Below are 24829 nucleotides of genomic sequence, written 5' to 3'. Positions count from 1 at the left end.
GCCCAATCTACCGGGGAGCGAGCGCCCCTACCGGCCCGACGGCTACGCACAGTGACAATGACTGGGTAATCGGTTGCAGGGTAAGTGAATTACCCGAACCTGGGAGTCTGATGAACACCCGATTGAGTCCCGGCCGAACGGGAACCTTGATTCTGGGCCCGTTGGTGAACGATGCCCACACGGCACCCTCGGTATTGGCCAGGTAGTTCAATTCGACGATCCAATCTGCGGGGAGCAGCGGCCCCGTCAGCGGCATGGTCTGCGTGGACTGCACCAGGTACCCGCATCCGGGAACCGGGCCTTCGGTGAGGGCCCGCACCCACGTCACCTGGGCGTCGAGTAGGTGGCCATAGCGATCGAGCATCCGTAACTGCGTTGTGGTGGAACCGATCTCTGGTCGGGGGCGCACCAGGGCGAACATGTGACTCAACAGGTTCTCCGGTCGCACCACATTCTGCAGCACCAGCGGATCAACTTCCTGGTCCAGCACCGCCGGCCCGTCCGCGACCGCCGCCAGGGACTCCTTCACAGTGGCGATGTACGGCGAGGCGGGATTGTTGCGCCAGCTGCGTAAGTAGTTGGCCGTGGATACCAGGCTGCTCCCCACGAACAACGCCAGCGTCAGCGCGACCACGGCGGTGCGTCGAGCGGAACTGTCCAGGCTCGTACTGCCCGGCCGGTTCGAGGCGGTGAGACCCACCGCCGCCAGCAGCGTCGCGACGACCACCAGATCCGGCAGATACCGCAAGGTCTGCGCGAGCAGCAGCGCCGTGAATGCCGACGAACGCATGAGATAAATCGGCACCTCACTGGCCGCCAGATACCCCAGCAAGGTCAGCCAGACCAGCCCAAGTCGCTGCTTGCGGAAACAGGTCAGCGCCACGGTCGCGGCGAGCGCCAATGCCCCCAGCCAGATCACGAATGACGAGGGCTCGGCCCACGGGGAGCTGGGCACCCAACGATCCCAATGCCACGGACCACCCACCAATCCGGGAAGCACCCCGTGCGTGAATGAGCGTTGGAGCAGCGACCACGTCATCGACAGATCGGTGCTCCAACGCTTCTGGTCCACCACCACCAGGTAAAGCGCGATCCATGCCGCGGTAAGGGCCGCTGCCGGAACCCACAGCACCGCACCCCGGCGCCATGTCCGCTCCAGCGCCGACCACCCGTCGCCGCGCAGGTACGCCAGCAGCATCACCACCGCGAACGCGACGAAGGGAATGACCACCGACTTCTCGAAGAACAGAAGCCCCCCGAGGAACGCACACATCGCCGTCACGGCGTACCGACGGTTTCCGGTGCGATCCAGCAGCACCGCGTCGGCGACGAACCAGCACATCGCGGTCAGCATGGGCAGGGAATTCAGCGCGGCCGACCACCAGGTGAAACCTGGAACTGCCAGCGGCGTGAACAGTGCGAACGTGAGTGGAACAAGTAGCACGGGCCGCCAGCTCAGGATCACGCGCAGCGTCCGCAGCAGCGACAGGGACGCCAATGCCTGCAGGATCACCAGGCTCAGCGCGGGCCAGAACCAATTCAACGGTGCGAGCTTGGTGAGGATGCCAGCCAGCAAGAACGCTGCGGGCATGACGTGTCCATCGTGGTCATCGAACAGGTACGACGGGGAGAACAGGCCCTGTGTACCGGCGCGGCCGACCAGGATCAGGTCATCCCAATAGAAATCTCCGCCGAACGCCAGCACGCTGCGCACCACGAGGTGCACCACGATGAGAGCCGCTGCGGCAACGGCAACGCGGTTGGTTCTGGCGAAAGGCATCAGGGCCCGAGACTAGCGATGAACGCTTGCGGGAAGAACATCAGGCACGGTCGGTAGGGTGGGGCCGAATGCCGCGAGCTATGTGAATAAAGAGGGAGTCGCCACGTGCGGGCAATGGTTACCGGAGCCGCAGGATTTATCGGATCGACGCTGGTCGACCGGCTGTTGGCGGACGGGCACGAGGTAACGGGCCTGGATAACCTCGCCACCGGCAAGGTGTCGAATCTGGAGGCCGCCGAGGCGCATTCCGCCTTCACCTTCGTCAAGGACGACATCGTCGAGGCAGATCTGGATGCCGTTGTGGCCGAGTTCTCGCCCGAGGTGATCTTCCACCTGGCCGCGCAGATCGATGTGCGCCACTCGGTCGCCGATCCGCAGTTCGACTCCTCCGTCAATGTGGTCGGTACGGTGCGGCTGGCCGACGCCGCCCGCAAGGCAGGCGTGCGCAAGATCGTGCACACCTCATCGGGCGGCTCGATCTACGGCACTCCCGAGCAGATCCCCACCGGCGAATCCGTCCCCACCGATCCGCATTCGCCATATGCCGCGGGCAAGGTGGCCGGAGAGATCTACCTCAACACCTTCCGGCATCTGTACGGGCTGGAGTGCTCACATATCGCTCCGGCCAATGTGTATGGGCCGCGCCAGGATCCGCATGGCGAGGCGGGTGTCGTCGCCATTTTCGCGCAGGCGCTGCTGTCGGGTCGCGTCACCAAGGTGTTCGGGGACGGCGGAAACACCAGGGACTACGTATTCGTCGACGACGTGGTGGACGCCTTCGTGCGCGCCTCCGGTCCAGACGGCGGGGGACAGCGGTTCAATGTCGGTACCGGAGTCGAAACCAGTGACCGGCAGCTGCATTCGCTGGTGGCCGCGGCCGCCGGTGCACCGGACGATCCGGAGTTTCATCCGCCCCGGCTGGGTGATCTGCGTCAGTCTTGCCTGGACGTCCGCCTGGCCAAGAGCGTGCTGGGATGGGAGCCGAAGGTGGCGCTAGCGGACGGAATCGGAAGGACTGTCGAGTTCTTCCGGAGGCTCGGCGCCGCGTAACGCGACGGCGCGCGCGAGCCGCGAATAGCGCAGCTCCAAATCCTTGAAACGCAGGTAGGTGCTGAGTGTCGTGAACGCGAACGCGATGATCAGCGCGTAGAGCATCAGGTCGGTGCCGCGGCCCAAGCCGAGCCAATGCGCCAGCGTGGTGGTGTCATTGGGCCGCAGGATGGCGTAGATGCCCGCGACCACGAAGACCACGAATCCGAGCTTCACCCAGGCCTTGGCCTGCGCGGTGCTGCGCGAACGCAAGAGATACACCAGCAACAGCAGGACCGCGACGATCAGTAGCGGCTGAATCCAGGTGATCACGGCAACCTCCGGCGGAACGCGGTGTCGAACATGATGTTGACCCCGTTGATCAGCGATTGGCCCTTGGCCATCGAATACTCGGTGTACAGAATATCGACCGGCTGTTCGGCCACCCGCCAATGATTTTCGGCGATCATCGCGATGAACTCGCTGGCGTGGCCCATGCCGTTCATGGTGATGTTGAGTCCGTTGGCGACGGTCCGGTTGAAGACGCGCAGTCCGTTGTGAGCGTCAGTCAGGTTGAGGCGGCGGGTGCGCGGGCTCAGCAGCACAACGGTTTTCAGCACGATGCGTTTGATGAGGGGTACGTGGCCCGGTGCCGATCCGGCACCGAAGCGGGTGCCGACGATGATGTCGAGGGGTTCCAGTCGCAGCCTGTCCACCATGGCCACCACGTCCTTGACCTGATGCTGGCCGTCGGCGTCGAAGGTCACAAAGATCTGAGCCCCGGGCTGTGCACGCGCGTATTCGACGCCAGTCTGTATCGCCGCGCCCTGCCCGAGATTGACGGGGTGGCGGACCACGTGTGCGCCCGCGCCGTGCGCGAGTGCGGCGGTACGGTCGGCGCTGCCGTCGTCCACGCAGACGATGTTGGGGAAGGTGCCGAGCGCCGCGGCGATGACGTCGGCGATGACTGGTCCCTCGTTGTAGGCGGGGATGACCAGCCAGACGTCGCTGTTACCGGTGTTGCTCACTGGGATCAAGGTAGCACCGGTAACCCACCGGTGAACGTCGGCTCCGCCCGGCCCCGACGAGTCCGGCCATTCCGGCAGAAGGGAAGGTCGGCGGCACTAATGTTTCGGCCATGCAGCGGCTGTCTGGGGTAGATGCGGCGTTCTGGCACGCCGAAACGTCGGGTTGGCATATGCACATTGGGGGACTGTCGATCTTCGACCCCAGCGATGCCCCCGACTACAGCTTTGAACGGGTGCGTGGTCTCATCGTGGAGCGGCTGCCGTCGATGCCGCAGTTGCGATGGCGGGTCACCGACGTCCCGCTGGGTTTGGACCGGCCGTGGTTCGTGGAGGACGAGGAACTCGACCCTGATTTCCACATCCGCCGCATCGGCGTCCCCGCCCCCGGCGGCCGCAAGGAGCTCGAAGAACTGGTCGGCAGGCTGATGTCCTACAAGCTCGACCGGTCGCGGCCACTGTGGGAGCTCTGGGTCATCGAGGGGGTTGAGGGCGGGCGCGTTGCCACGCTGACCAAGATGCATCACGCCATCGTCGATGGCGTCTCGGGCGCGGGTTTGGGCGAGATTCTGCTCGACATCGCCCCGGAGCCGCGCCCGGCGCCGGACGACACCGTGGGATCGTTGGTGGGGCTGGGCCTGCCCAGTCGTGAGCGCATCTTGCTGAGCGCCCTGGTCAACGTGGGTGTCAAGACGCCCTATCGGGTGGTCCGGTTGGTCCAGCAGACGGTCCGCCAGCAGCTGGCGGTTTTCGGTATGGAACGCAAATCTCCTGGATACTTCGAGGCGCCGCACACCCGATTCAATGCGCCGGTGTCACCGCATCGCCGGGTCTCCGGGGCGCGCCTCGAATTGGCGCGGGTCAAGGCGCTCAAGGATGCGTTCGGGGTCAAGGTCAACGACGTGGTGCTGGCGATCGTTGCCGGCGCGGTCCGCGACTACCTGCTCAAGCGTGACGAGCTGCCGGACAAGCCATTGATCGTGCAGATTCCGGTGTCGGTGCGCACCGAGGAAACCGATGGGGTGGTGGGCAATCAAGTCAGTTCGATGACCGTGACCCTGGCGACCGATATCGATGACCCGGCCGAGCGGATCAGGGCCATCTACGAGGGGACCCAGGGTGCCAAGGAGATGGCGCGGGCGATGTCGGCCCACCAGATCATGGGATTGACGGACACGACGCCGCCCGGGCTGCTGCAGCTGGCGGCGCGGGCCTACACCGCCAGCGGGCTATCCCGGAATCTGGCGCCCATCAACCTGGTGCTCTCCAACGTTCCTGGTCCATCGTTCCCGCTGTACATGGCCGGTGCCAAGCTCGAGTCGTTGATTCCGCTGGGCCCGCCCGTTATGGACGTGGCCCTCAACATCACCTGCTTCTCCTATCTGGAGCATCTGGATTTCGGATTCGTCACCACACCGGAGGTAGCCGCGGACATCGACGAGATGGCCGACGGCCTCGAGGCCGCGCTGGTAGAGCTGGAGCACGCCGCGGGGATCTGACGCGCTCGTTAAGGGTCGTTCAGTCGATGATCTCGTCGGTGGTTTCTGGGTCCCGCCAGAATGCGAGCGCGGCCAGATGCACGACGATTCCGACGATGGGTCCGCCGATCAACGCGATGACCGTCCGTTCCTCCAACGCGAGCGGCAACAGCAACAGCAGCGCCGAGACCACTGTCGCGCCAACCCATCCCGCTGAGTACGCGAGATGCCGGGCATGTGCCACGGTGGCCGCCCCGGTCAACGTCAACAGTGCGATCATCACCGCACCGGCGGTGAGCCAGCCCAGGAGCGGGCCGCCCGCCTGATATGCCGGATCGAACACCGTCCGTAGTAGCCATGGGCCGACGGACGCCGCGAGTGCAATGCCCACCGCGCCGACGCCGATGATGATGACGGCCGGCGTGATGAGTGCAGTGAGGCGGCGGTCCCGCGCATCGACGAAGTGGGCGATGAGGTTGCCCTGCAGCGCAGTCAGCGGCACCAGTAGCGGTGCACGGGTCAGCGTGACGGCCAGGATCACCACCCCGCCGGTGGGGCCCAGATCGCCTGCCGTCGACTGCAATAGCACGGGGAACCCCATCACCAACACCGCACTGGCGGCGGCTGCGGCGATCGAATGCCGGGCCCCGCGCAGGAATTCCATGGTGTCGACGAGTGCGGGTACCTTGAGTGCCTCGCGGGTCGGCTTGGAGATCGCGGTGAGTAGTAACCATGACATCGATCCGGCCACCGTCGCCCAGAGATAGCCGACGAGACCGAGGGTGGCCGCGAACGTGACAACCGCTACCACCAGACGAATTCCTGCATCGGTCACCATGAGAACGCCGTACTGAGTCCAGCGGCTCGATCCCGCCAGCGCGCCCAGGGTTGTCGCGTGCATGCAGAATCCGGCGAGCCCGCCGGCAAGCAATGCCACACTGAGCCAACGGAACTCGGTGAACACATGCGATGCCCACAGTGGTGCGGTGCCGACGACCCCTACGGCGGACGCGATGGCGAAGGCGAAGGCGATCCTGATCGGCAGGGTGGTGTCCAGCGGAGAACGTTCGCGCTGCGCCAGCGATAGCCGTACTTCGCGAGTGGTCTCCTGCAGCAGCCCGTTCGCAGCGCCAGTCACCAGACCGAATGCGCCCCAGAAGACTCCGAACACCGAAAACAAGGAGGGGCCCAGTTCACGCGCGGCGAGGTACAGCACGGTGTACCCGCAGATAGCGCTGATAGCAGTGGCCACGCCGATCCGGGCGACGCTGGAGCGGGTGCTGGGGCCGGCGTCGGTCACTTCCGGTCCAAGGGCGGGAGCTGCTTCTCGTACAGCCACGCTGTCCACAATGGCCGGAGCGATTCGTCCGAGTAGGCGGCTGCTAGGCCGGTGAAGTCGTCGGTGATGACGGTGCTGTGCCGGTAACGGGTGGTCCAGTCCTGCAGCAGTGCGAAGAATTTAGTGTCACCGAGTCGTAATCGCAACGCGTGCAACGTCAGCGCTCCACGCTTGTACACGCGATCATCGAACATCAGCTGTGGGCCGGGATCGGCCAGAATCAAATCTTGGGGGAGATCTTTCAGTTTCTGGTGATAGTGGCGGGCGCGGGCATCGGCGGACGGCCCCCCGGACTCTTCAGACCAGAGCCATTCGGCGTAACAGGCAAACCCTTCGTGGAGCCAGATGTCGCGCCAGCGGCGGGCGGTGACGCTGTTGCCGAACCACTGATGCGCCAACTCGTGTGCCACCAGGCGCTCGGAGTGTCGCTCCCCGTCACAATGGTTTGCCCCGAACACCGAAATACCTTGCGCCTCAAGAGGGATCTCGAGATCATCGTCGGTGACCACCACGGTGTACCCGGCCGCGAACGGGTAAGGGCCGAACTGTTTGATGAACAGCTTCATCATCTGGGGCTGCCTGCCGAAGTCATGCTCGAACCGTTCGCGCAGCCGTGAGGGCAGCGCGGCATTCATCGAGATCGGGTTCTTCGCGAGCTTGATCGTCTGGTAGTCGCCGATCTGTAGTGTCGCCAAATACGGCGCCATCGGCTCGGGCTGCTCGTATGTCCAGGTTGTGTGCGCGGCCCGGACTCGACGAGATACCAACTCCCCGTTGGAGACAACACAATATGGGCTGTCACTGCTGATGACGAATCGATAGCTTGCCTTGGAGCTGGGGTGGTCGTCACAGGGGAACCAGGATGCCGCGCCGTTAGGCTGCCCGGCCACCAGCACCCCGTTGGACAGCTCCTCGAATCCGACGTCGCCCCACACGCTGTTGATGGCCCGAGGTGATCCGCCATACCGAATGACGATGGTCATGGCAGCTCCCGCCGGGATGGCGGTCACCAGCTTGATGGTGATCTTCCCGGCGCGGTGCCCGAAATGCTCTGGACGCCTGCCGTTCACGGTCACCTTTGAGACGCCGAGGGCATCGGCAAGGTCAAGGGTGAATTCCTTGAGGGTGGCAAGGGTGACGGCCGTGATCGTCGCGGTACCGGTCAGCCGGTTGATGGCAACCTTGTACTCCAGCTCCAGCTCGTAGCGTGACACCCGATATCCGTAGTTGCCGTTTTGCGGCAGATAGGGATCGATGACGGGAGGCCGTGGGGGTAGCCGCTTGGCCGCCTTCTTGCCTGGTTTGGTCATGCGGCCCCGGAATTCTTACCGGCGGAAACCTTGCCGCCCTTGGGCTTCTTTGGTGCCATCGGATCCAGTTTGCCCCATGGAGAAATGGGGTTGCCCTGCCACCTGGTCGACGGGGGTACGACGTCACCGCGGACGACCAGCGATGCCGGGCCGACGGTGGCGCCGGCACCCAGCTCGGCGGCGGGAAGCGCCACGCAGTGCGGGCCGAGGGTGGCACCCTCGGCGAGGGTCACGGTGTCCATCCGCATGATCCGGTCGTGGAAGAGGTGCGTCTGCACCACACAGCCGCGGTTCACGGTCGCTCCCTTGCCCAGGGTCACCAGATCGGCCTCGGGCAGCCAATACGTTTCGCACCACACTCCGCGGCCGATCTTGGCGCCCAGGCCGCGTAGCCACCAGTTCTGCATCACCGTCCCTGACGCGGCACGTGCGAACCACACGGCGGCAACGGTTTCCACGAAGGTATCGGCGACCTCGTTAAGCCAGACGAACGAGGACCAGAGCGGCTTTTCCACGGCCTTGGTGCGCCCAACCACGACCCACTTGGCCACGACGCTCACCACACCAGCCACGGCACCGGCGACCAGCAGCACCACACCGCTCAGTGCGCCGGCAACCCAGAAGTTGAACCGGATGGCGATTGTCTGCAGGCTCAGCAGCACCCCGACACCGATCCCGAACGTCACGATGATCGGGACGATGCGGCAGGTCTCCACGATTCCCCGCATCACCTTGAGGCGGAACGGTGGCTCGAAGGTAAGCGCGGAGTCCGCACCATCGGCCTTTCGCCGCAACCGCTTTGGTGGGCTACCGATCCACGACGAGCCCGACTTCGCCTTATGCGGAGTGGCGGACAGGACGGCGACCAGCGCGTCGTTGGGTACCTTGCGTCCCGGTTGAGTGATCCCCGAGTTCCCCAGGAATGCGCGCTTGCCGATTCTGGCCTTGGCGATGTGGATCCAGCCGCCACCCAACTCGTACGACGCGACCATAGTGTCGTCGGCCAGAAACGCACCGTCGTCGACCTCGGTGAACTTCGGCACCAGCAGGGCCGTCGAAATCTCGGTGTCCTTGCCGATTTTCGCCCCCAGGATGCGCAGCCACCACGGGGTCAGTTGGCTGGCATAGATGGGGAACAGATAGTTACGGGCCGCATCCATGAGGCGCTCGGTGGCCCACAGTTGCCAGCCCTGCCGGCTGCGGACGGGGTGATAACCCTCGTGCACGCCGATCGACAGCAGCCGCACCAGCACAACGGTGATGGCGGCGTACACGACGACGCTGACCAGCGCGGCCCCCGGCGTCCAGATGAGCGCGGGCACCACGGCCTGGCAGATCGTTGCCGTATTCCTGATGCCGAAGGCCACCACACCCAGCCCGGCGGCCAGCGCAAGCAGGGGCAGTCCGCCCAGCAGAATCGACGTCACCCCATAGATCGGCACCCATTGCCCGGCGCGGGGCGGACGGTAATCAGGCCAGGGATGGCGGGCCTTGCCCGACTTCACGGCCGGTGAGCCCTTCCAGTACTGACCGTTCTTGACTCTTCCGACGACACCGGAAGCCGGTGCCACATCGGCGTTCTTACCGATGACCGCACCCGGCAACAGGGTGGTGCGGGCCCCGACAGTGGCGTCCTCGCCGATGACGATCGGGCCGACATGGAACTTGTCGCCGTCAACCCAATGCCCGGACAAGTCGACCTCGGGTTCAACGGAACTGCGGTCGCCGAGTTCCAGCCAGCCCGTCACCGGTGGTGACGAATGCAGGTCGACCCCATTGCCTACCCGGGCGCCCAGCGCACGGGCGTAATACACCATCCACGGTGCGCCGGAGAGGTTTTCGGCACCGCTCGCGGTGGCAAGGCGATCGGCGATCCACACCCGCAGGTGCACGCTTCCGCCGCGCTCGTACGTCCCCGGCTTGACCCCGGAGAGCAGCAGTCGCGCCCCGATGACGGTGATACTCATGCGGCCCAGGGGGGTGATGAAGAGCAGGAAAGCTGCCAGCAGCACCCACCAGTTGACCGTGACCAGCCAGGGCACATTGCTGAATGCTGCGAACACGTTGTTGGCCAGGGCCAGCCATGTGGCCCATTGCAGCCCGGTGAGGGTGGTCAGTGGGATGGTCGCCACCAACTGCGCCAGCTCGGTGAGCCGGGGCACCGGTTTCACGATCCGGGGTTCGACCTCGACGGGAGGGGCGAGCTCATCCAGATAGGTGGCCAGCGATCCGAGCCGCGGCTGGTCGTACAGGTTCGCGACGGTCACCTGCGGATAGCGTTGCCGCAACGCCGCGACCAGTTGTGCGGCGGACAACGATCCGCCGCCGAGAGCGAAGAAGTCGGCTTCGGGTCCGTCGACCGAGGCGGCCAGGATGTCGCGCCACAGTCCGGCAAGCCAGCCCATGGTGCCACCCAATTCGGTTGCATCGTCGTCGGTATCCGCGCCCGGCGGTGGCCAGGGCAGTGCGTTGCGATCGACCTTTCCTGATGTGCGCGTGGGCAGCTCGTCAAGTTTGACCAGTCGCGGCACCAGTGCGGCGGGAAGCGATTCGGCCAGGCTGGCGCGTGCCGCGGCGATATCGAAGTTGGGATCGGCGCTGGCGATGTAGCCGACTAACAGCGGGGTGCCGCTGGCGGTCTTGCGCACCGCGGCCGCACCACCGCTCACACCGGGCAGATTGACCAGTGCCGCATCTACCTCACCGAGTTCGATACGGCGGCCGCCGACCTTCACCTGGTCGTCGGCACGGCCCTGGAAATACAGACCGTCGGGCTCCAAGCGCACCAGATCACCGCTGCGATAGGCCCGTGACCACCCCAGAGTCTGCAGCGGAGCGTACTTTTCGGCGTCCTTTTCGGGATCGAGGTATTTGGCCAGGCCGACGCCGCCGATGACGAGCTCACCGACCTCGCCGTAGCCGACTTGGCTGCCCTGCGGATCCACAACGGCCAGATCCCAGCCCGGAAGGGGCAACCCGATGCTGACAGGGCTCACTCCGTCGAGCCGCGCAGCGCAGGCCACCACGGTCGCCTCGGTGGGGCCGTAGGTGTTCCACACTTCGCGTGCGGCACCGTCCTCGCCGGTGGCCAGTCGTTCGGCCAGATCCGGTGGGCAGGCTTCGCCGCCGAAAATCAGCAACCGCACCGCCTCCAGCGCTTCGGCCGGCCACAACGCGGCCAATGTGGGCACCGTCGACACCACGGTGACATCGCGGGACACCAGCCACGGACCCAGATCCATGCCGCTACGTACCAGGGAACGCGGCGCGGGTACCAGGCAGGCGCCGTAGCGCCAGGCGAGCCACATTTCCTCGCAGGAGGCGTCGAAGGCCACGGATAGCCCAGCGAGTACCCGATCATCCGGACCAATCGGATTGTCCGGCAAGAACATCTGTGCTTCCGCGTCGACGAAGGCCGCCGCGTTGCGATGTGTCACCGCCACGCCCTTCGGGGTGCCGGTGGAACCTGAGGTGAAGATGATCCAGGCGTCGTCGCGTGGTGTGGGTTTGGCGGCGCGCCAGCCCCTCGAGGATCCGGGTCCACGAACGAGACCGTCGGGGGTGATCACCGCGGCCACTTGTGCCTCGCCGAAAACTAGCGCGGCACGTTCGTCCGGATCGTCGGCGTCCACCGGAACGTACGCGGCTCCCGCGGCCAGGGTGGCCAGGATCGCGACGTAGAGCGAGTAGCTGCCGGAGGGCATTCGGATACCAACGCGATCACCGCGCCCGATTCCGCGTGCCCCGAGCCACTCGACGCTTGCCTCGACGTCGACGATCAGCTCTGAATACGTGAGCTGGATGGTGCCGTCATCGATGGCAGGCGCATCGGGGTGCTCCGCGGCCGTTGAGTAGAGGATGTCGATCAGTGTCCGGGCCGGAGGGGCCGACCTGCCGAGCAGGTACTGCGGTGGCACCGGATGGCCCGGGGTTTCCTGAACGGCGGGCTGGGGAGCCTCTTCGCCCGTGCGGTTAGTGGGTGACTCGTCGGGGCCGGTCACGCTGCTCCTCGTTAATTTCCGCGTCGGATCTATGGGCCTGGAGGGGTACGGCAGCGAGCCTATCGGTCCGGCTGCGGCTGGGCTCGCCGCCGCGCGGAGGCGCTCCCGCGGGCACGGTGAGCCCGTCGCCGCCAAGTTTGCCACGGTGGACCGCGCCGTTCACCGTGCAGGCGCTGGGCACTAGCCTTCTTTGGCAGTGCGCCGGGTCTTGTACAGGCTGGCGCCGGTGGTGATCAGCAGCGTCACGACGATCACCGCAAGGCTTGCCAGCGTGGGGATCTCGGGTACGTGCACCGGCTCGCCGCCGTTGATGAAGGGCAGCTCGTTCTCGTGTAGCGCGTGCAGGATCAGTTTGACGCCGATGAAGAACAGGATGAAGGCCAATCCCTGCGACAGGTACACCAGACGCTTGAGCATGTCGCCCAGTAGGAAGTACAGCTGGCGCAGACCCATGAGGGCGAACACGTTGGCCGTGAACACCAGATAGGGCTCCTTGGTGAGCCCGTAGATCGCGGGGATCGAGTCCAGGGCGAAGAGAAGGTCGGTGGTGCCCAGCGCCACGATCACCAGGAACATCGGCGTGATGAGTCTGGCGCCGTTCGCACTGTTATCCCGGACCCACAGTCGCAGGCCGTCCCACTTATCGGTGGTCCGCAGGTGCTTGCGGGCGAACTGCACCACGGCGTTATCGGCGTCGTCGTCGTGCTCGGTGTCCCGGGCCAGGTTGATCGCGGTGTACACCAGGAATGCGCCGAAAAGGTAGAAGATCCAGGAGAACTGTTCGATGGCCACCGCGCCCAGCGCGATGAAGATGCCGCGGAAGATCAGCGCCAAAATGATGCCGATCAGCAGCGCTTCCTGCTGATAGACACGGGGAACTTTGAAGCTGGCCATGATGATTAGGAAGATGAACAGGTTGTCCACCGACAGGCTGTACTCGGTGAGCCAGCCCGCGAAGAACTCCAGCCCGAACTGGCTGCCGTGGAAGAACCACACCCACAGACCGAATGCCACCGCGAGCCCTATGTAGATGCTCAGGGCAGTAGCGGTCTCGCGGACGGTGGGCTCATGGGGGCGCCTGCCGATCACCACGACATCGACCAGCAAGATCGCGACCGTGACGGCCAGCGTGATGATCCACTCGAGCTGGGATACCTGCATTGAATAACCTCCGGTCGCCAAAACGCCGGAGGTCTCTTCCGCCGATACGTGACCGGCCCGCGGCACCGACCGGTCCAACAATGGCCGATGTGATGACGACACCGCAGCGAAGGAATACTCCCCTCCACTAGTCAGTGTGCCCTACGGGGCGGGGATCGGAAAATCGGGCCGGATCAACGACGCGACAGCGCGCATTTGAAATCACCCTGCGCAATGCGCTTGACGATGGCCGCGCCCGGTAGGCACACTGCCCTCAGGTCATGAGAACCAGCGACAAGCCCTGGCTAGCTGGTCGGCAACCCTCCTCCACGGTGGGGTGCTCCAGGTGACGACCTGGCCGCGCTCAACCGGGCGTGGCAAGCGTGGACTCGCCGGGCGGGTCCGGTGAGATGGGATGTCACATGTCAGTGTCCGCACAATCTGGGGCTGAGCGACCGGCCGCGCGTGTCGTTGGAGCAGATGTCAAGGTGCCTCTGGCTCAAGGTGGTTGGATCAGGTACGCCAATTTCGACTACGCGGCGAGCGCGCCCGCGCTCGGCGATGTCGCGGACCACGTCAACGAGTTGCTGCCGTATTACGCCAGCGTGCACCGTGGCGCCGGATATGCCTCGCGCGTGTGCACGGCGGTGTACGAGGGTGCCCGGGAAACGGTGGGACGTTTCGTGGGAGCGGCCCCCGACCAGCACGTGATCTTTACCCGCAACACCACCGACTCGCTCAATCTGCTCGCTTCGGCGGTGCCAGGCGGGGCGGATTCTGAAAGCCGGCGACACCCAAATGTGGTGGTGCTTGATATCGAACATCATGCAAACCTGTTGACCTGGCAGCGATATGGCGCTCGGGTGGTAGCACATCGGGTCACCGTCGCGGACACCGTCGCCGCGCTGGATGAGGAACTCTCCCGGCAGCCCGCCGCGCTGCTGGCCGTTACCGGCGCATCGAATGTCACCGGTGAGGTGCTGCCATTGGCTGAACTCGCTGCCGTTGCCCACCGGCACGGCGCGAGGATCGCCGTTGACGGTGCGCAGTTGGTTCCGCATCGTCGCATCGACCTGGCGGCAACCGGAATCGACTACCTCGCGTTCTCCGGGCACAAGCTGTACGCCCCATTTGGTGCCGGAGTCCTTGTCGGACAAAGTGACTGGCTCGACGCCGCGCGACCGTATCTGGCGGGCGGGGGTGCGGTGCGCAATGTCGGTATCGACGAGGCCGAGTGGCTCGTCGGACCGCAGCGGCATGAGGCGGGCACTCCGAATGTGGTCGGCGTTGCCGCCGTGGCGGCGGCATGTGAGGCATTGGACGCGCTGGGAGAGATAAGCCAGCTCGAAGAAGCGCTCACCGCCCAACTCCGGGAGGGGCTCGAGGCGATTGAAGGCGTTGATACTCTTCGCATTTGGGAAGGTGGCCGAGATGTACTGGGCATTGTGTCCTTCACGGTCGCCGGATACACGCCGTCGGTGGCCGCCGCGTATCTGTCGGCCGAACATGGAGTCGGAGTGCGCGACGGCAGGTTCTGCGCGCATCCGCTGCTAGCCAGATTGGGCGCTCCGGGTGGAGCGCTACGCGCAAGTGTCGGGCTGGGAACTACTGCGGGTGATATCACGCGCCTCGTCGATGCGATCGGTCAGCTTGTTCACCATGGCCCGACCCTGACCTATGTCGAGCGGGATGGGCAGGTGGGGCCCGCCGACGACCCGCGGCCACTGCCGGACTTCCTGGTGGCGTGACGCCGAATCGCAGTATCCGTAACTCGTAATACGTGATACTTTCAGTCCGATACATCACTGGGTCGGACTGACAAGGACGTCGAATGACTAGTACACGTGTGCGGGGTAGCGAAGCCAACGGTCGGGAACGGGTTGTTCCCGACCATGAAGTCGCGATTATCGGAGCCGGTTTCGGAGGTATCGGAGCAGGTGTTGAGCTCACCAAAAAGGGAGTTCACGATTTCGTGATTTTGGAGAAGTGGGGGGCCGCCGGCGGCACCTGGCACGCGAACAAGTATCCGGGCGTGGCCGTTGATATCCCGACCTTTATCTACAGTTTTTCCTACGACCAGAAGACCACCTGGTCGAAGTTCTTCACCCCGGGTAATGAACTCGAGGAGTACGCCAACGAGCTTGTCGACAAGCACGACCTGCGGCGCAAGATCCGGTTCAATACGCGCGTCGTTCGTCAGGAATTTGATGAGTCGCAAAATATCTGGGCTCTTACCCTGGACGATGACACCGTCATCACTGCTCGGCATGTGATCGCCGCGACCGGCGGACTTGAGCAACCCAAGCTCCCAGAAATAGACGGTATCGATTCCTATCAGGGTGTGCTGATGCATACCGCGCTGTGGGACAAGGATGTTCAGCTTGCCGGGAAGAGGGTGGCGGTCATCGGAACCGGGGCTACCTCGCTGCAGCTCGTTCCCGAGATCGCCCCGGAGGTTGGCAACCTCACCGTCTTTCAGCGCACGCCCATCTATGTGGGGCCCAAACCTGACTTGAAGTACAACGCGTTCTGGCGGGCACTGTTCGGATTCCCCGGTGTCGCCAAGGGTATTCGCCACGCGATCAACCTCAGCACCGCGTACATTCCGGATGCTGTTTTCAACCTCGACTCCAAATACGTCGAATCGGCATCGATGGCCATGGCCAACAGGATTCGCTCCTGGATGCGTACACAGGTCGACGATCCGGTGACCCGCGAGAAGCTGCTGCCCTATTACGGATTTGGCTGTAAGCGTCCGTCGTTCTCTAACACCTACCTCAAGACGTTCAACCGGCCCAATGTGGACTTGGTGACCGAACCGATTCAGCGGATCACCGAGAAGGGTCTGCTGACCGCGGACGGCGTCGAGCATGAAGTAGATGTATTGATCTGTGCCACGGGATTCGCGATCTGGGATCACATGCCGGCCTTCCCGACCGCCGGGCGAGGCGGCAAGGACTTGAAACGATTCTTCCAGGAGAGCCGCTATCAGGCTTACCAGGGTGTTTCGATTCCCGAGTACCCCAACTTCTTCCTTGTTCTCGGACCGTACGGCTATGTGTTCGGGCCGTATCACATGCTGATCGAATCGACGACCGCGCACGCGGCCCGGGTCATCGCGGAGACCAAGAAACGCGGTGCCACCACCGCCGAGGTCAAGCCGGACGTGCACCAGGCCTACTTCCGTAAGATGCACCAGCGCAACAAGAATCACCTTTGGCTGTCTCCGGCATGTTCGACGGCCAACACTTACTATATCGACAATCACGGTGATTCGCCTTTCCGGCCAGGCGGTTTCGGCGAGATGTACTTCCACAACAAATACTTCCGGCTGGACAACTATCGCTACGGCAGCGAGACGGTAGCGCCCGTGGTGAAGGTGGCATCGAGGCGTAAGCGCAACAAGGAGGTCGTGGGATGAGACTGCTCCCCGCACGTAAACCAGATCTTGTTGTAGTGACCGGCGCCGGCAGCGGCATCGGGCGAGCCATCGCCATCCAATTCGCTAGGGGCGGTGCGGAGGTGGTGGCGTCGGATCTGGATCTGACCACCGCCCAGGAAACGGCGGAGATTATTCACAACAGGGGGCTGCGTGCCGTTGCTTTCCAGCTCGACGTCACCGATCCATCGGCATGGGAGCGATTCGCCGAACAGGTGCGGGCGGAGTACGGCGTTCCCGACGTGCTGGTGAACAACGCGGGCATCATGGTCGGTGGTCGTTTCTTCGACCTGGAGCAGGAACACTGGGAAAAACAGTTCCGGGTCAACGTTTTTGGGGTCGCCTACGGTGGCCGTGTCTTCGGCAAGCAGATGGCCGAACGCGGCCGCGGCGGTCAGATAGTCAACATCGCCTCGGCGGGGGCCATCACCCCGACGCCGGTCTTTCCCGCCTATTCCGCGTCCAAGGCGGCAGTGAAGATGCTGAGCGAATGCATGCGGATGGAACTGGGCCCCAAGGGAATCGGGGTGTCTGCGGTATGTCCCGGCTTCATCAACACCAACATTGGGGTAAACGCCACCGTGGCCGGCGTGGATCTTCCCGATGATGTGCGTGAGCGTGTGAACAACGTGATGAGGGCCTTTCAGTCCTCTGCCCCGATGCGAGTGCTGGATCAATTGATCGGTCCTCCGCAGGTTGCGCGGGCCACGGTCCGCGCGGCGCGTTACAACTTTGCGGTGGCTCCGGTGCGTCCCGAAGCGTGGCTCGGTTATTTCTTGAGCAGGCTCCTGCCAGGTCTCAATCGACATTTCATGTATCCGATCCCGTATTGGCTCGGATTGGATATCGACTCGCTGATGCCGAGGGTGCAACGCGTCATCGACAATCTGACGGAGCGCACCCCGGCGTCACCTGCAACCGAGCAGTCGCCGGTGTAACCGGGGATTGATCCGCTCATCGGGAATCGAACAATGGCCCTGGCAGGCCCGCGTGGGTACGGTGGCCTTTGTGGCGACGCAACATCAAACGTTCCGGGTCTTCACCGACAATGCCGACGGATGGCATGAGCTGACCAACGGAACGGGTGTCACCGCGCGGGTGAACGCCCCCGATCTGAAGCAGGCGCAGCGGGCCCGGCATTCCTTGCGCACCTCGCGTAAGGAAGCACCTGCGGTCATCTTGGATGTGTATGTGCACATCGAGGCCGATTCACGGTCGGCCCGTAAGCATTTTGCGAGCCTGCGGGTTCCCTCGGCGGTGTCGTATGCGGGCACGCCGGAAGGGCTGGCGGGTCTGATCGCCGATATCTACCTGGCCGGTGTCGCCGACGGGGTGACCCTGATCCCGGCGTCGCCCACCACAGATATCGGTTGTGCCGCACGCCGCGTGTTCGCATTGCTGCCGCAGCGCGTACCGCTGGCGGCGTAGCGCGCGGCTAGCTCACCAGTTGTCGTAACCGCCCTCGGGGCCGAGCATGCGCTCCAGGCGCGTGCGGTTGATCTTTGCGAGTTCGTTGCGGGTCACCTTGCGTTCGGTGTCCACGTCGTGGTGCATGCGGTCGGAGATCGCACGCAGCACGGAGGCGCCGTCCTGTCCGCACAGGTGCATGACGAAGCGGTGGCCGAAGTGGTGCTCGTACCGGTGGGCGGCGGCCCGCAACGCGGCCATCATTCCCGGCGTTTCGTCGCGGATCGCGCACTGCTCGGCATGTGAACGCGCGCTTCCCGGGCGTCGGCCCAGTGGCGGGTAGGCGATCAGTACCTCGTCCAGTGATTCCTCGGACAGGGCGAAGAGCTCGTTGTCGGCGTACCGGAACAGGGCATCGTGATCGGCGAACGGCCGGGCCGCGGCGATCTTCCGCGCCCAGGTCACGCTGCCACCACACTCGTAGAGCGCGTGGACCGCTTTGGTGTCGGGCATCTCGTTGAACGTGCCGCGGCCGATGCCCTGATGCATCAACATAGAACCATGATTCGACGGGGCGCCGCTGTTCGCTAGAGGGGGACCGTGCATTTTGCAGGAGTTTAACGCGACGTAACATTGCACCCAGTTGCACTGGGGAAGGAGTGGGGGACAGTGACGGATCCGGCCTGGCAGGAGTACCCGCAGGAGCCATGGCCACCCGGCGAGCCGATTCCCTATCCGGAGGATCCGAAACCCCCGAAGTGGCCGTGGATAGTCGCCGGCGTCAGCATCCTGGCGGTGCTGGCGATAGCGCTGACCGCCATTCTGGTTATCACCCGCCGAACTGAGGTGGCCGCACCGACAACGGTCACCGTCACCCCATCGACGACCTGGACGGGGCCCAATGACGTCCCCTTGCCGTCGATAACGACGACCGAGCCACCTCCGCCATCACCACCCCCGCCTAACCCCAGCACCGGTGTCGAAACCACGCCAACGACCACTGAGGCGCCGCCGGTGCCCACCACGACCGAGGCGCCCACTACGGGTCAGGGTCCCGGGGGGGCGGGGAACGGCGGCAAGAACGTCACCTACAGCGTGGGTGGTCAGGGCGGCGGGGTCAATGTCGCCTATATGACGGACAACGACTACGTGCGTGTGTCGAATATTTCGCAGCCGTGGGCCGTCTCGGTGACGGTTACACGTCGGGACGTTCCGCTGACCATGAATGTCACCATGGTCGGTGAGGGCACCATCAGCTGTTCTATCACCGTTGACGGAGTGACCGTCGCCCAAAGCAGCACCGACGTGTTCGCCGTCGTGTGCCAGGCGCCTATGCCGGGCTAGTGTCCCTGGGTCTTGAGGCGCTCGAACGACGCGGTGACCTCGGCTTCGGCCTCGGCGCGGCCCACCCAGTCGGCGGCCTCGACGAACTTGCCGGGCTCGAGGTCCTTGTAGTGCACGAAAAAGTGCTTGATGGCGTCCAGGTCGAAGCTCGACACGTCGCCGATGTCCTGGATGTGATCCCAGCGCGGATCGCCCGCCGGCACACACAGCACCTTGTCGTCGCCGCCGCCGTCGTCGACCATCTTGAACATGCCGACGGGCCGTGCCTCGACGATCACGCCCGGGAAGACGGGCTCGGGCAGGAGCAGCAGGGCGTCCAGCGGATCGCCGTCCTCACCGAGGGTGTTCTCGATGAAGCCGTAATCGGTGGGGTAGGCCATCGGCGTGTAGAGGTAGCGGTCCAGACGCACCCGGCCGGTCACGTGATCGACTTCGTACTTGTTGCGCTGACCCTTGGGGATCTCGATGGTGACGTCGAACTCCACACCCGCTCCTTGAATGTCGGTGGTACTTAGCCTGTCAAGTCTGCCTGTCAGTCTTCGCGCAAGCGCTCGTCCAGCGGGCACCAGGATAGCGATACCCTGCAGAGCATGGTCACCGCCAGTGCACTTGATCCGCGTCGCTGGCGGCGCTCTACCCATGTCCTGCTCGCCGTCGCCGTCGTACTGGCGATTGCCGCGTTGGTACTTGTGGCCTCGCTGACCACCGGAGCCGCCACCTCCCATCAATTGCAGGGCGCCGATCCGGAGCCGGTACTCGTCAGCCCCAAGCCCGGCGTTGTTCCGGTTTCCGATTCCGCGCCGGTTCCGACGGTGGACGGGCTGGCGCAGGCGCTGGACAAGGCGCTGGCCGATCCGGCGCTCGCGATGTTCACCGGCCGGGTCACCGATGCGCTGACGGGCCGCGAGTTGTGGCAACAGGGTTCGACCGTGCCGATGGTGCCGGCGTCCACCAACAAGGTGCTGACCGCGGCGGCGGCGCTGATCACCCTCGAGCGCGACGCCAAACTCACCACTTCGGTAGTCGCTGATACCGCGGGGCAGCGCGGATTGGTGACACTGGTCGGTGGCGGAGACCCGATCCTCAGCGCGGCGCCGACGGGCACCGACACGTGGTACCGCGACGCCGCCCGTATCAGCGATCTTGCCGATCAGGTGCGCAAGTCGGGCGTCACCGTCACCTCAATCACCGTGGATATCAGTCGATTTGGCGGGCCGTCGATGGCACCCGGGTGGGACCCGGCAGACATCGACGGCGGTGACGTCGCGCCGATCCAGGCCGTGATGCTCGATGCCGGCCGCACGCAGCCGACCGATTATGACTCACGCCGTTCCACCACTCCCGCATTGGATGCGGGGCGTGCACTCGCCACCGCGCTGGGGGCTGACCCGGATACGGTGCGATTGGATGCTGCGCCCTCGACAGCGAAACCCATTGCCTCCGTGCAGTCGGCGCCGCTGATGGAGCGGCTGCGGGAGATGATGAATGCCTCCGACAATGTCATGGCAGAGACAATCGGGCGCGAGGTGGCGCTGGCATCGGGCCGACCGCAGACCTTCTCCGGAACCGTCGATGCCGTCACGAGCCAGTTACGCAGCGCAGGAATCGATCTCACGGGCCTGACATTGCGTGATTCCAGTGGGTTGTCGGTGGACGACAGGGTGACGGCACGCACCCTCGATGAGGTTATCGGAGCGGCCGCCGGCCCCGATCAGCCGAAGCTGCGACCGCTGCTGGATGTGCTGCCCATCGCCGGCGGCAGCGGAACGCTCTCGGAACGCTTCGTCCTCCAAAACCAAACCTCGGCGGGCTGGTTGCGCGCCAAAACCGGGTCGCTCACCGGGGTGAACACACTGGCAGGTGTGGTCACCGACATCAGCGGCCGGGTGCTCACCTTCACGTTGATGCAGAACCAGGCCACCGCCCCGACCGCGCGCAACGCGGTGGATAACACCGCGGCGGTGCTGCGGTCATGCGGATGTAGCTGATGACCACGCCGGATCGCGTCGCGAAGCGCGGAGCCGGAACCGAGCGTCCCGAGTTGACGGTTGGCCGCATGGTCAACTGGGAGTTCGCGGCCACCGTGGGCGCGAAGCTGGCACGACCCGCCCCGCCCACCACCGAGTACACCCGCCAGCAGGCCATCGCCGAGCTCTCGGATGCGGCGCGGCGTGCGGAAGCTCCGGTGCGTGAGCTCACCGGCTTGGCCGATGGGCTGGTGGTTCCGGAGGCGCGGATCATTGACCGCCCCAGCTGGATTGCGGCGGCAGCCGAGTCCATGCGGGTGATGGCCGGCGGTGACGGCGGCGCCTCGGGGTTTTTGTCCGGCCGCGTCACCGGGGCGCAAACCGGCGCCGTGCTGGCCTTCGTCTCGTCGGGCATTCTCGGACAGTACGACCCGTTCACCGCGGAAGGGGCGGGCGCGTTACTGCTGGTGTATCCGAACATCATCGCGGTGGAACGTCAGCTTCGGGTGATGCCAAGCGATTTCCGGATGTGGGTGTGTCTGCATGAGGTGACGCACCGTGTGCAGTTCTCGGCCAATCCATGGCTGGCGGACTACATGTCGGGCACGTTGGCAACACTCGCACATGAACAGGAAGAAGATGTGGCCGGCATGCTCGGCAGGCTGGCCGAGTTTGTCCGATCCCCGAAAGGGCAGGGCGAGAACGGAATTGTCGACTTGCTGCGCGCTATGCAATCCGACAGCGGCAGGGATGCACTGGATCGTCTGCTGGTGCTGGGCACCCTTCTCGAAGGACATGCTGACCATGTCATGGATGCGGTTGGCCCCGCCGTGGTCCCCTCGGTGGCATCCATAAGGTCGCGCTTCGAGGCGCGGCGTTCACGCAAGCAGCCACCGCTGCAACGGGTCATCCGTGCGCTCATCGGCATGGATGCCAAGATGCGTCAGTACACCCGTGGCAAGAGATTTGTCGACCATGTGGTGGGAACGGTGGGGATGGAGCGTTTCAACACCATCTGGCAAGACCCCGAGACGTTGCCCAAGCCAGCCGAAATCGAGGACCCGGACCTATGGATCGCCCGAGTTCTCTAGCGCTGCGGCGGGCTGTCAAAGCCTTTGGTGCGCAGCACCTCCCGAATGCCACCGCTATCACCGTGGCGCTCTCGGGTGGCGCTGACTCGCTGGCGCTCGCGGCGGCTGCCGTCGGGCAGGACTGGGCGGTGACCGCGTTGATCGTCGACCACGGGCTGCAGCAGGGCTCGGCCGAGGTCGCGGCCCAGGCGCGGAATCGGGCGCTGGCCCTGGGATGTCGTGACGCATTGGTTCTTTCGGTGGCCGTTGACGGCCCGGGTGGTCTGGAAGCAGCTGCCAGGACTGCCCGGTATGCCGCGTTGCGCAAGGCCAGTGACGGGCTGCCCGTGCTTCTTGCCCATACTCTCGACGATCAGGCTGAGACGGTGCTGCTGGGACTCGGGCGAGGATCGGGGGCACGTTCCATCGCCGGAATGCGCCCGTGGGATGCCCCCTGGGGGCGCCCGTTCCTGGATGTTCGCCGCACCGAGACGCGTGCAGCCTGCACCGAATGGGGGCTCACTCCATGGGAAGACCCGCACAATGTCGATCCGCGCTTCGTCCGGGTGCGCCTGCGCCACGAGGTGCTGCCGTTACTGGAGCAGGTTCTCGGAGGCGGCGTGGCCGAGGCCCTTGCCCGAACCGCGGCCTCGCTACGCGAGGACGGGGATGCGCTCGACGAGCACGCGCGGGCGGCCTTCGCCGATACGGGTTCTCTGGAGGTTTCGGGTCTGCGCAATTTGGCGCCCGCCGTACGGAGAAGGGTGATCAGGCTTTGGCTGTTGGCTGGTGGCGCACAGGATCTGAACGACAACCAGATTCGCGCGGTGGATGGGCTCGTTGCGCAATGGCATGGGCAGGGCGGGGTCGCGGTGGGCGCAGGTTTGCCGTACCAGCGCCTGGTGGCCTCGAGATCGGGTGACCGGCTGGTGCTGTCGATCCACGACGTCTAAGTGATTGCGAAGTCCTCGCGATTCGGAGAGGTGAGCGTGCGACGGTAGTCGACGGGAGGCCAGGGCCACAGCTCCGGTACGCCGTCGGCTCCCAGATACCAGCTGTCACATCCCGAGGACCACACGGTATTGGGCATGGCCCGGCGCACCTCGGCGTTGAAAGCATCCGCGGCATGCGCGGTCGGTGCCACCGATTGAACTCGGCCATAACGTATCTCGTCGATCCAATGCATCGCGAACTTCACCTGCGTCTCGGCGATCGAGATCAGCGAATTGTTTCCGATCGGACTGTTCGGCCCGATCAGGAGAAAGAAGTTCGGGAACCCGGCCAGGCCCACGGCGCGGTATGCGCGCGGCCCGTCACGCCACACCTCGCTGAGCTTCACCCCGGCGCGGCCGATCACCTCCATCGGACGCAAATAGGAATGAGCATCAAAACCCGTGGCACACACCAGGATGTCCAGCTCATGCAGAACTCCGTCGTTTGTGATGACGCCCTGTGGCACGATGCGTTCGATACCGTCGGTGAGCACCGCGACGTTGGGGCGTTGTACCGCTTTGAAGAACGGCACCGACATGACCAGTCGCCGGCACAGCGGCTCGTAATCGGGATGCAGCTTCTCGCGCAGCGCGCGATCGCGGATGAGCAGCCGATGCGATGCCCGCACGAACCCCTGGATGAGTCGGCGCCGTACACCGGGATTGACCACTGATCCGCCCACGCCCCGTTCGAAGTAGAAGCGCCACAAGCGATAAGAGAACCTGTTCAGTATCGGTACCCGGGACCACATCGATTTCGACATGGACGAGTAGGTGAAGTTGGGCACTGGTGCGACCCACTGTGCCGAGCGCTGGAACACCGAGAGGCTCCGCACCTCGGTGGCGAGTGCACCGATGATCTGGACCCCCGAGGATCCGGTACCGATAAGCCCGACCCGTTTCCCCGTGCACTGCACCGAGTGATCCCACCGCGCCGAGTGAAAGCACGGGCCGGCGAATGTTCGCAGGCCGTCGATATCGGGAAGGCGGGGAAGGTGCAGCACTCCGGTGGCGCTGACCACGACATCAGCGGTGTCACGGCTGCCGTCGGAAATCTCCAACTCCCAGTGGGGCTGGCCCGGCCCATCTACCCATTCGGCCCGGGTGACGGCTGCGCCGAAGCGGATGTTCCGGCGCAGACCCTGCTCGTCGGCGAATCTCACGAAGTACTGGTGGATCTCGGGACCTGGTGAGAAGCCTTTGCTCCAACCGGGATTCGGGGCGAAGGAGTAGGAGTAGTAGCGCGACGGCACGTCGCACTGCAGACCTGGGTAGGTGTTGTCCCGCCAGGTTCCGCCGACCTCGTCGGCCTTCTCGTAGACGGTGAAGTTGGTGATGCCCCGGTGCCGGAGGGTGGAGGCCATGCACAGACCGGACATGCCAGCCCCGATTACCACCACGCGGATATCGCGGGACGGCAGCTCGTCGCCTGCTCCGTAAGCGCCATTGCTCACGTTTCCATAGTGGCCTATTTCGTAAACAAAGTCACTAGCCAATGTCACCGGCTT

The 24829-nt window shown here is 64.7% G+C and carries 20 protein-coding genes and 1 riboswitch; of the genes, 10 read left to right on the top strand and 10 right to left on the bottom strand.

The genetic code is table 11. From position 1 onward, the window contains the following. Nucleotides 1-7: 7 nt before the first annotated feature. Entirely contained in the window at nt 8-1780 is a 1773-nt protein-coding gene (locus AOT87_RS10785) for a hypothetical protein (protein WP_057968752.1), read from the bottom strand. Nucleotides 1781-1885: 105 nt separating this feature from the next. On the opposite strand from AOT87_RS10785, the gene AOT87_RS10780 reads away from it, so the two are divergent. Next, entirely contained in the window at nt 1886-2830 is a 945-nt protein-coding gene (locus AOT87_RS10780) for an NAD-dependent epimerase/dehydratase family protein (protein WP_057968751.1), read from the top strand. On the opposite strand, the gene AOT87_RS10775 is transcribed toward AOT87_RS10780, so the two are convergent. Beyond that, nucleotides 2774-3142 (bottom strand): DUF2304 domain-containing protein, encoded by a 369-nt coding sequence (locus tag AOT87_RS10775; protein WP_078354521.1) that lies wholly within the window; start codon nt 3140-3142, stop codon nt 2774-2776. The genes AOT87_RS10780 and AOT87_RS10775 overlap by 57 nt on opposite strands. After that, complete coding sequence (locus AOT87_RS10770; protein WP_030095852.1) at nt 3139-3837, bottom strand: glycosyltransferase family 2 protein; 699 nt, start codon at nt 3835-3837, stop codon at nt 3139-3141. Before AOT87_RS10770 ends, AOT87_RS10775 begins: the two co-directional genes overlap by 4 nt. A gap of 110 nt (nt 3838-3947) precedes the next feature. Between AOT87_RS10770 and AOT87_RS10765 the strand changes: the two genes are divergently transcribed. Next, nucleotides 3948-5333 (top strand): wax ester/triacylglycerol synthase family O-acyltransferase, encoded by a 1386-nt coding sequence (locus AOT87_RS10765; RefSeq protein ID WP_030095851.1) that lies wholly within the window; start codon nt 3948-3950, stop codon nt 5331-5333. 19 nt (nt 5334-5352) lie between these two features. Here AOT87_RS10765 and AOT87_RS10760 read toward each other — a convergent pair whose 3' ends face one another. The 4 genes from AOT87_RS10760 to AOT87_RS10745 form a co-directional block, all read right to left on the bottom strand. After that, the gene (locus AOT87_RS10760; RefSeq protein ID WP_057968750.1) at nt 5353-6612 is read right to left on the bottom strand and encodes a hypothetical protein; all 1260 of its coding nucleotides are present in this window, start codon (nt 6610-6612) and stop codon (nt 5353-5355) included. Continuing rightward, nucleotides 6609-7961 (bottom strand): M1 family metallopeptidase, encoded by a 1353-nt coding sequence (locus AOT87_RS10755; RefSeq protein ID WP_057968749.1) that lies wholly within the window; start codon nt 7959-7961, stop codon nt 6609-6611. The genes AOT87_RS10760 and AOT87_RS10755 overlap by 4 nt, the downstream gene beginning before the upstream one ends. Beyond that, entirely contained in the window at nt 7958-11962 is a 4005-nt protein-coding gene (locus AOT87_RS10750; protein WP_057968748.1) for a Pls/PosA family non-ribosomal peptide synthetase, read from the bottom strand. The genes AOT87_RS10755 and AOT87_RS10750 overlap by 4 nt, the downstream gene beginning before the upstream one ends. 180 nt (nt 11963-12142) lie before the next feature. Beyond that, nucleotides 12143-13123, bottom strand: a complete 981-nt coding sequence (locus tag AOT87_RS10745) for a TerC family protein (protein ID WP_057968747.1) — start codon at nt 13121-13123, stop codon at nt 12143-12145. Nucleotides 13124-13379: 256 nt separating this feature from the next. Beyond that, nucleotides 13380-13492: riboswitch (SAM riboswitch) on the top strand. Between the two features lie 32 nt (nt 13493-13524). Between AOT87_RS10745 and AOT87_RS10740 the strand changes: the two genes are divergently transcribed. From AOT87_RS10740 to AOT87_RS10725, 4 genes are all read left to right on the top strand, one after another. Continuing rightward, a complete protein-coding gene (locus AOT87_RS10740; protein ID WP_057968746.1) occupies nt 13525-14850 on the top strand; it encodes an aminotransferase class V-fold PLP-dependent enzyme in 1326 nt (441 codons plus the stop codon). Nucleotides 14851-14933: 83 nt separating this feature from the next. Further along, nucleotides 14934-16523 (top strand): NAD(P)/FAD-dependent oxidoreductase, encoded by a 1590-nt coding sequence (locus AOT87_RS10735; protein ID WP_057968745.1) that lies wholly within the window; start codon nt 14934-14936, stop codon nt 16521-16523. After that, nucleotides 16520-17479, top strand: a complete 960-nt coding sequence (locus AOT87_RS10730; protein ID WP_057968744.1) for an SDR family NAD(P)-dependent oxidoreductase — start codon at nt 16520-16522, stop codon at nt 17477-17479. The genes AOT87_RS10735 and AOT87_RS10730 overlap by 4 nt, the downstream gene beginning before the upstream one ends. Nucleotides 17480-17531: 52 nt before the next feature. Next, nucleotides 17532-17969: a hypothetical protein gene (locus AOT87_RS10725; protein WP_193601852.1), complete on the top strand. Its 438-nt coding sequence runs from the start codon at nt 17532-17534 to the stop codon at nt 17967-17969. A gap of 12 nt (nt 17970-17981) precedes the next feature. Here AOT87_RS10725 and AOT87_RS10720 read toward each other — a convergent pair whose 3' ends face one another. Continuing rightward, nucleotides 17982-18503: a 2-oxo-4-hydroxy-4-carboxy-5-ureidoimidazoline decarboxylase gene (locus AOT87_RS10720; protein ID WP_057968743.1), complete on the bottom strand. Its 522-nt coding sequence runs from the start codon at nt 18501-18503 to the stop codon at nt 17982-17984. Between the two features lie 114 nt (nt 18504-18617). On the opposite strand from AOT87_RS10720, the gene AOT87_RS10715 reads away from it, so the two are divergent. Continuing rightward, the gene (locus AOT87_RS10715; RefSeq protein WP_057968742.1) at nt 18618-19292 is read left to right on the top strand and encodes an MmpS family transport accessory protein; all 675 of its coding nucleotides are present in this window, start codon (nt 18618-18620) and stop codon (nt 19290-19292) included. On the opposite strand, the gene AOT87_RS10710 is transcribed toward AOT87_RS10715, so the two are convergent. After that, nucleotides 19289-19777, bottom strand: coding sequence for an inorganic diphosphatase (locus AOT87_RS10710; protein WP_057968741.1), 489 nt, complete (start codon nt 19775-19777; stop codon nt 19289-19291). The genes AOT87_RS10715 and AOT87_RS10710 overlap by 4 nt on opposite strands. A gap of 105 nt (nt 19778-19882) precedes the next feature. Here AOT87_RS10710 and dacB point away from each other — a divergent pair, with 105 nt between their 5' ends. The 3 genes from dacB (at nt 19883) to tilS (ending at nt 23282) form a co-directional block, all read left to right on the top strand. Continuing rightward, nucleotides 19883-21280 (top strand): D-alanyl-D-alanine carboxypeptidase/D-alanyl-D-alanine-endopeptidase, encoded by a 1398-nt coding sequence (gene dacB / locus AOT87_RS10705; RefSeq protein WP_057968740.1) that lies wholly within the window; start codon nt 19883-19885, stop codon nt 21278-21280. 68 nt (nt 21281-21348) lie between these two features. Continuing rightward, a complete protein-coding gene (locus tag AOT87_RS10700) occupies nt 21349-22350 on the top strand; it encodes a zinc-dependent metalloprotease (protein WP_227457858.1) in 1002 nt (333 codons plus the stop codon). A gap of 56 nt (nt 22351-22406) precedes the next feature. Then, nucleotides 22407-23282, top strand: coding sequence for a tRNA lysidine(34) synthetase TilS (gene tilS, locus AOT87_RS10695; protein ID WP_057970100.1), 876 nt, complete (start codon nt 22407-22409; stop codon nt 23280-23282). Here the strand turns inward: tilS and AOT87_RS10690 are convergent. Then, nucleotides 23279-24775: an NAD(P)/FAD-dependent oxidoreductase gene (locus AOT87_RS10690; protein WP_057968737.1), complete on the bottom strand. Its 1497-nt coding sequence runs from the start codon at nt 24773-24775 to the stop codon at nt 23279-23281. The genes tilS and AOT87_RS10690 overlap by 4 nt on opposite strands. Nucleotides 24776-24829: the final 54 nt, after the last annotated feature.

Source organism: Mycobacteroides sp. H003, assembly GCF_001440135.1.
Classification (GTDB): domain Bacteria; phylum Actinomycetota; class Actinomycetes; order Mycobacteriales; family Mycobacteriaceae; genus Mycobacterium; species Mycobacterium gwanakae.
Note: the sequence above shows the minus strand (reverse complement) of the source record. Positions and strands in the feature narration are given on the sequence as shown.

Bases quoted from the DNA above. Each gene is read 5' to 3' on its own strand.
- AOT87_RS10785 (WP_057968752.1), bottom strand. From the start codon at position 1,780: ATGCCTTTCGCCAGAACCAACCGCGTTGCCGTTGCCGCAGCGGCTCTC.
- AOT87_RS10765 (WP_030095851.1), top strand. From the start codon at position 3,948: ATGCAGCGGCTGTCTGGGGTAGATGCGGCGTTCTGGCACGCCGAAACG.
- AOT87_RS10755 (WP_057968749.1), bottom strand. From the start codon at position 7,961: ATGACCAAACCAGGCAAGAAGGCGGCCAAGCGGCTACCCCCACGGCCT.
- AOT87_RS10745 (WP_057968747.1), bottom strand. From the start codon at position 13,123: ATGCAGGTATCCCAGCTCGAGTGGATCATCACGCTGGCCGTCACGGTC.
- AOT87_RS10740 (WP_057968746.1), top strand. From the start codon at position 13,525: ATGTCAGTGTCCGCACAATCTGGGGCTGAGCGACCGGCCGCGCGTGTC.
- AOT87_RS10735 (WP_057968745.1), top strand. From the start codon at position 14,934: ATGACTAGTACACGTGTGCGGGGTAGCGAAGCCAACGGTCGGGAACGG.
- AOT87_RS10730 (WP_057968744.1), top strand. From the start codon at position 16,520: ATGAGACTGCTCCCCGCACGTAAACCAGATCTTGTTGTAGTGACCGGC.
- AOT87_RS10720 (WP_057968743.1), bottom strand. From the start codon at position 18,503: ATGTTGATGCATCAGGGCATCGGCCGCGGCACGTTCAACGAGATGCCC.
- dacB (WP_057968740.1), top strand. From the start codon at position 19,883: ATGGTCACCGCCAGTGCACTTGATCCGCGTCGCTGGCGGCGCTCTACC.
- AOT87_RS10700 (WP_227457858.1), top strand. From the start codon at position 21,349: ATGGTCAACTGGGAGTTCGCGGCCACCGTGGGCGCGAAGCTGGCACGA.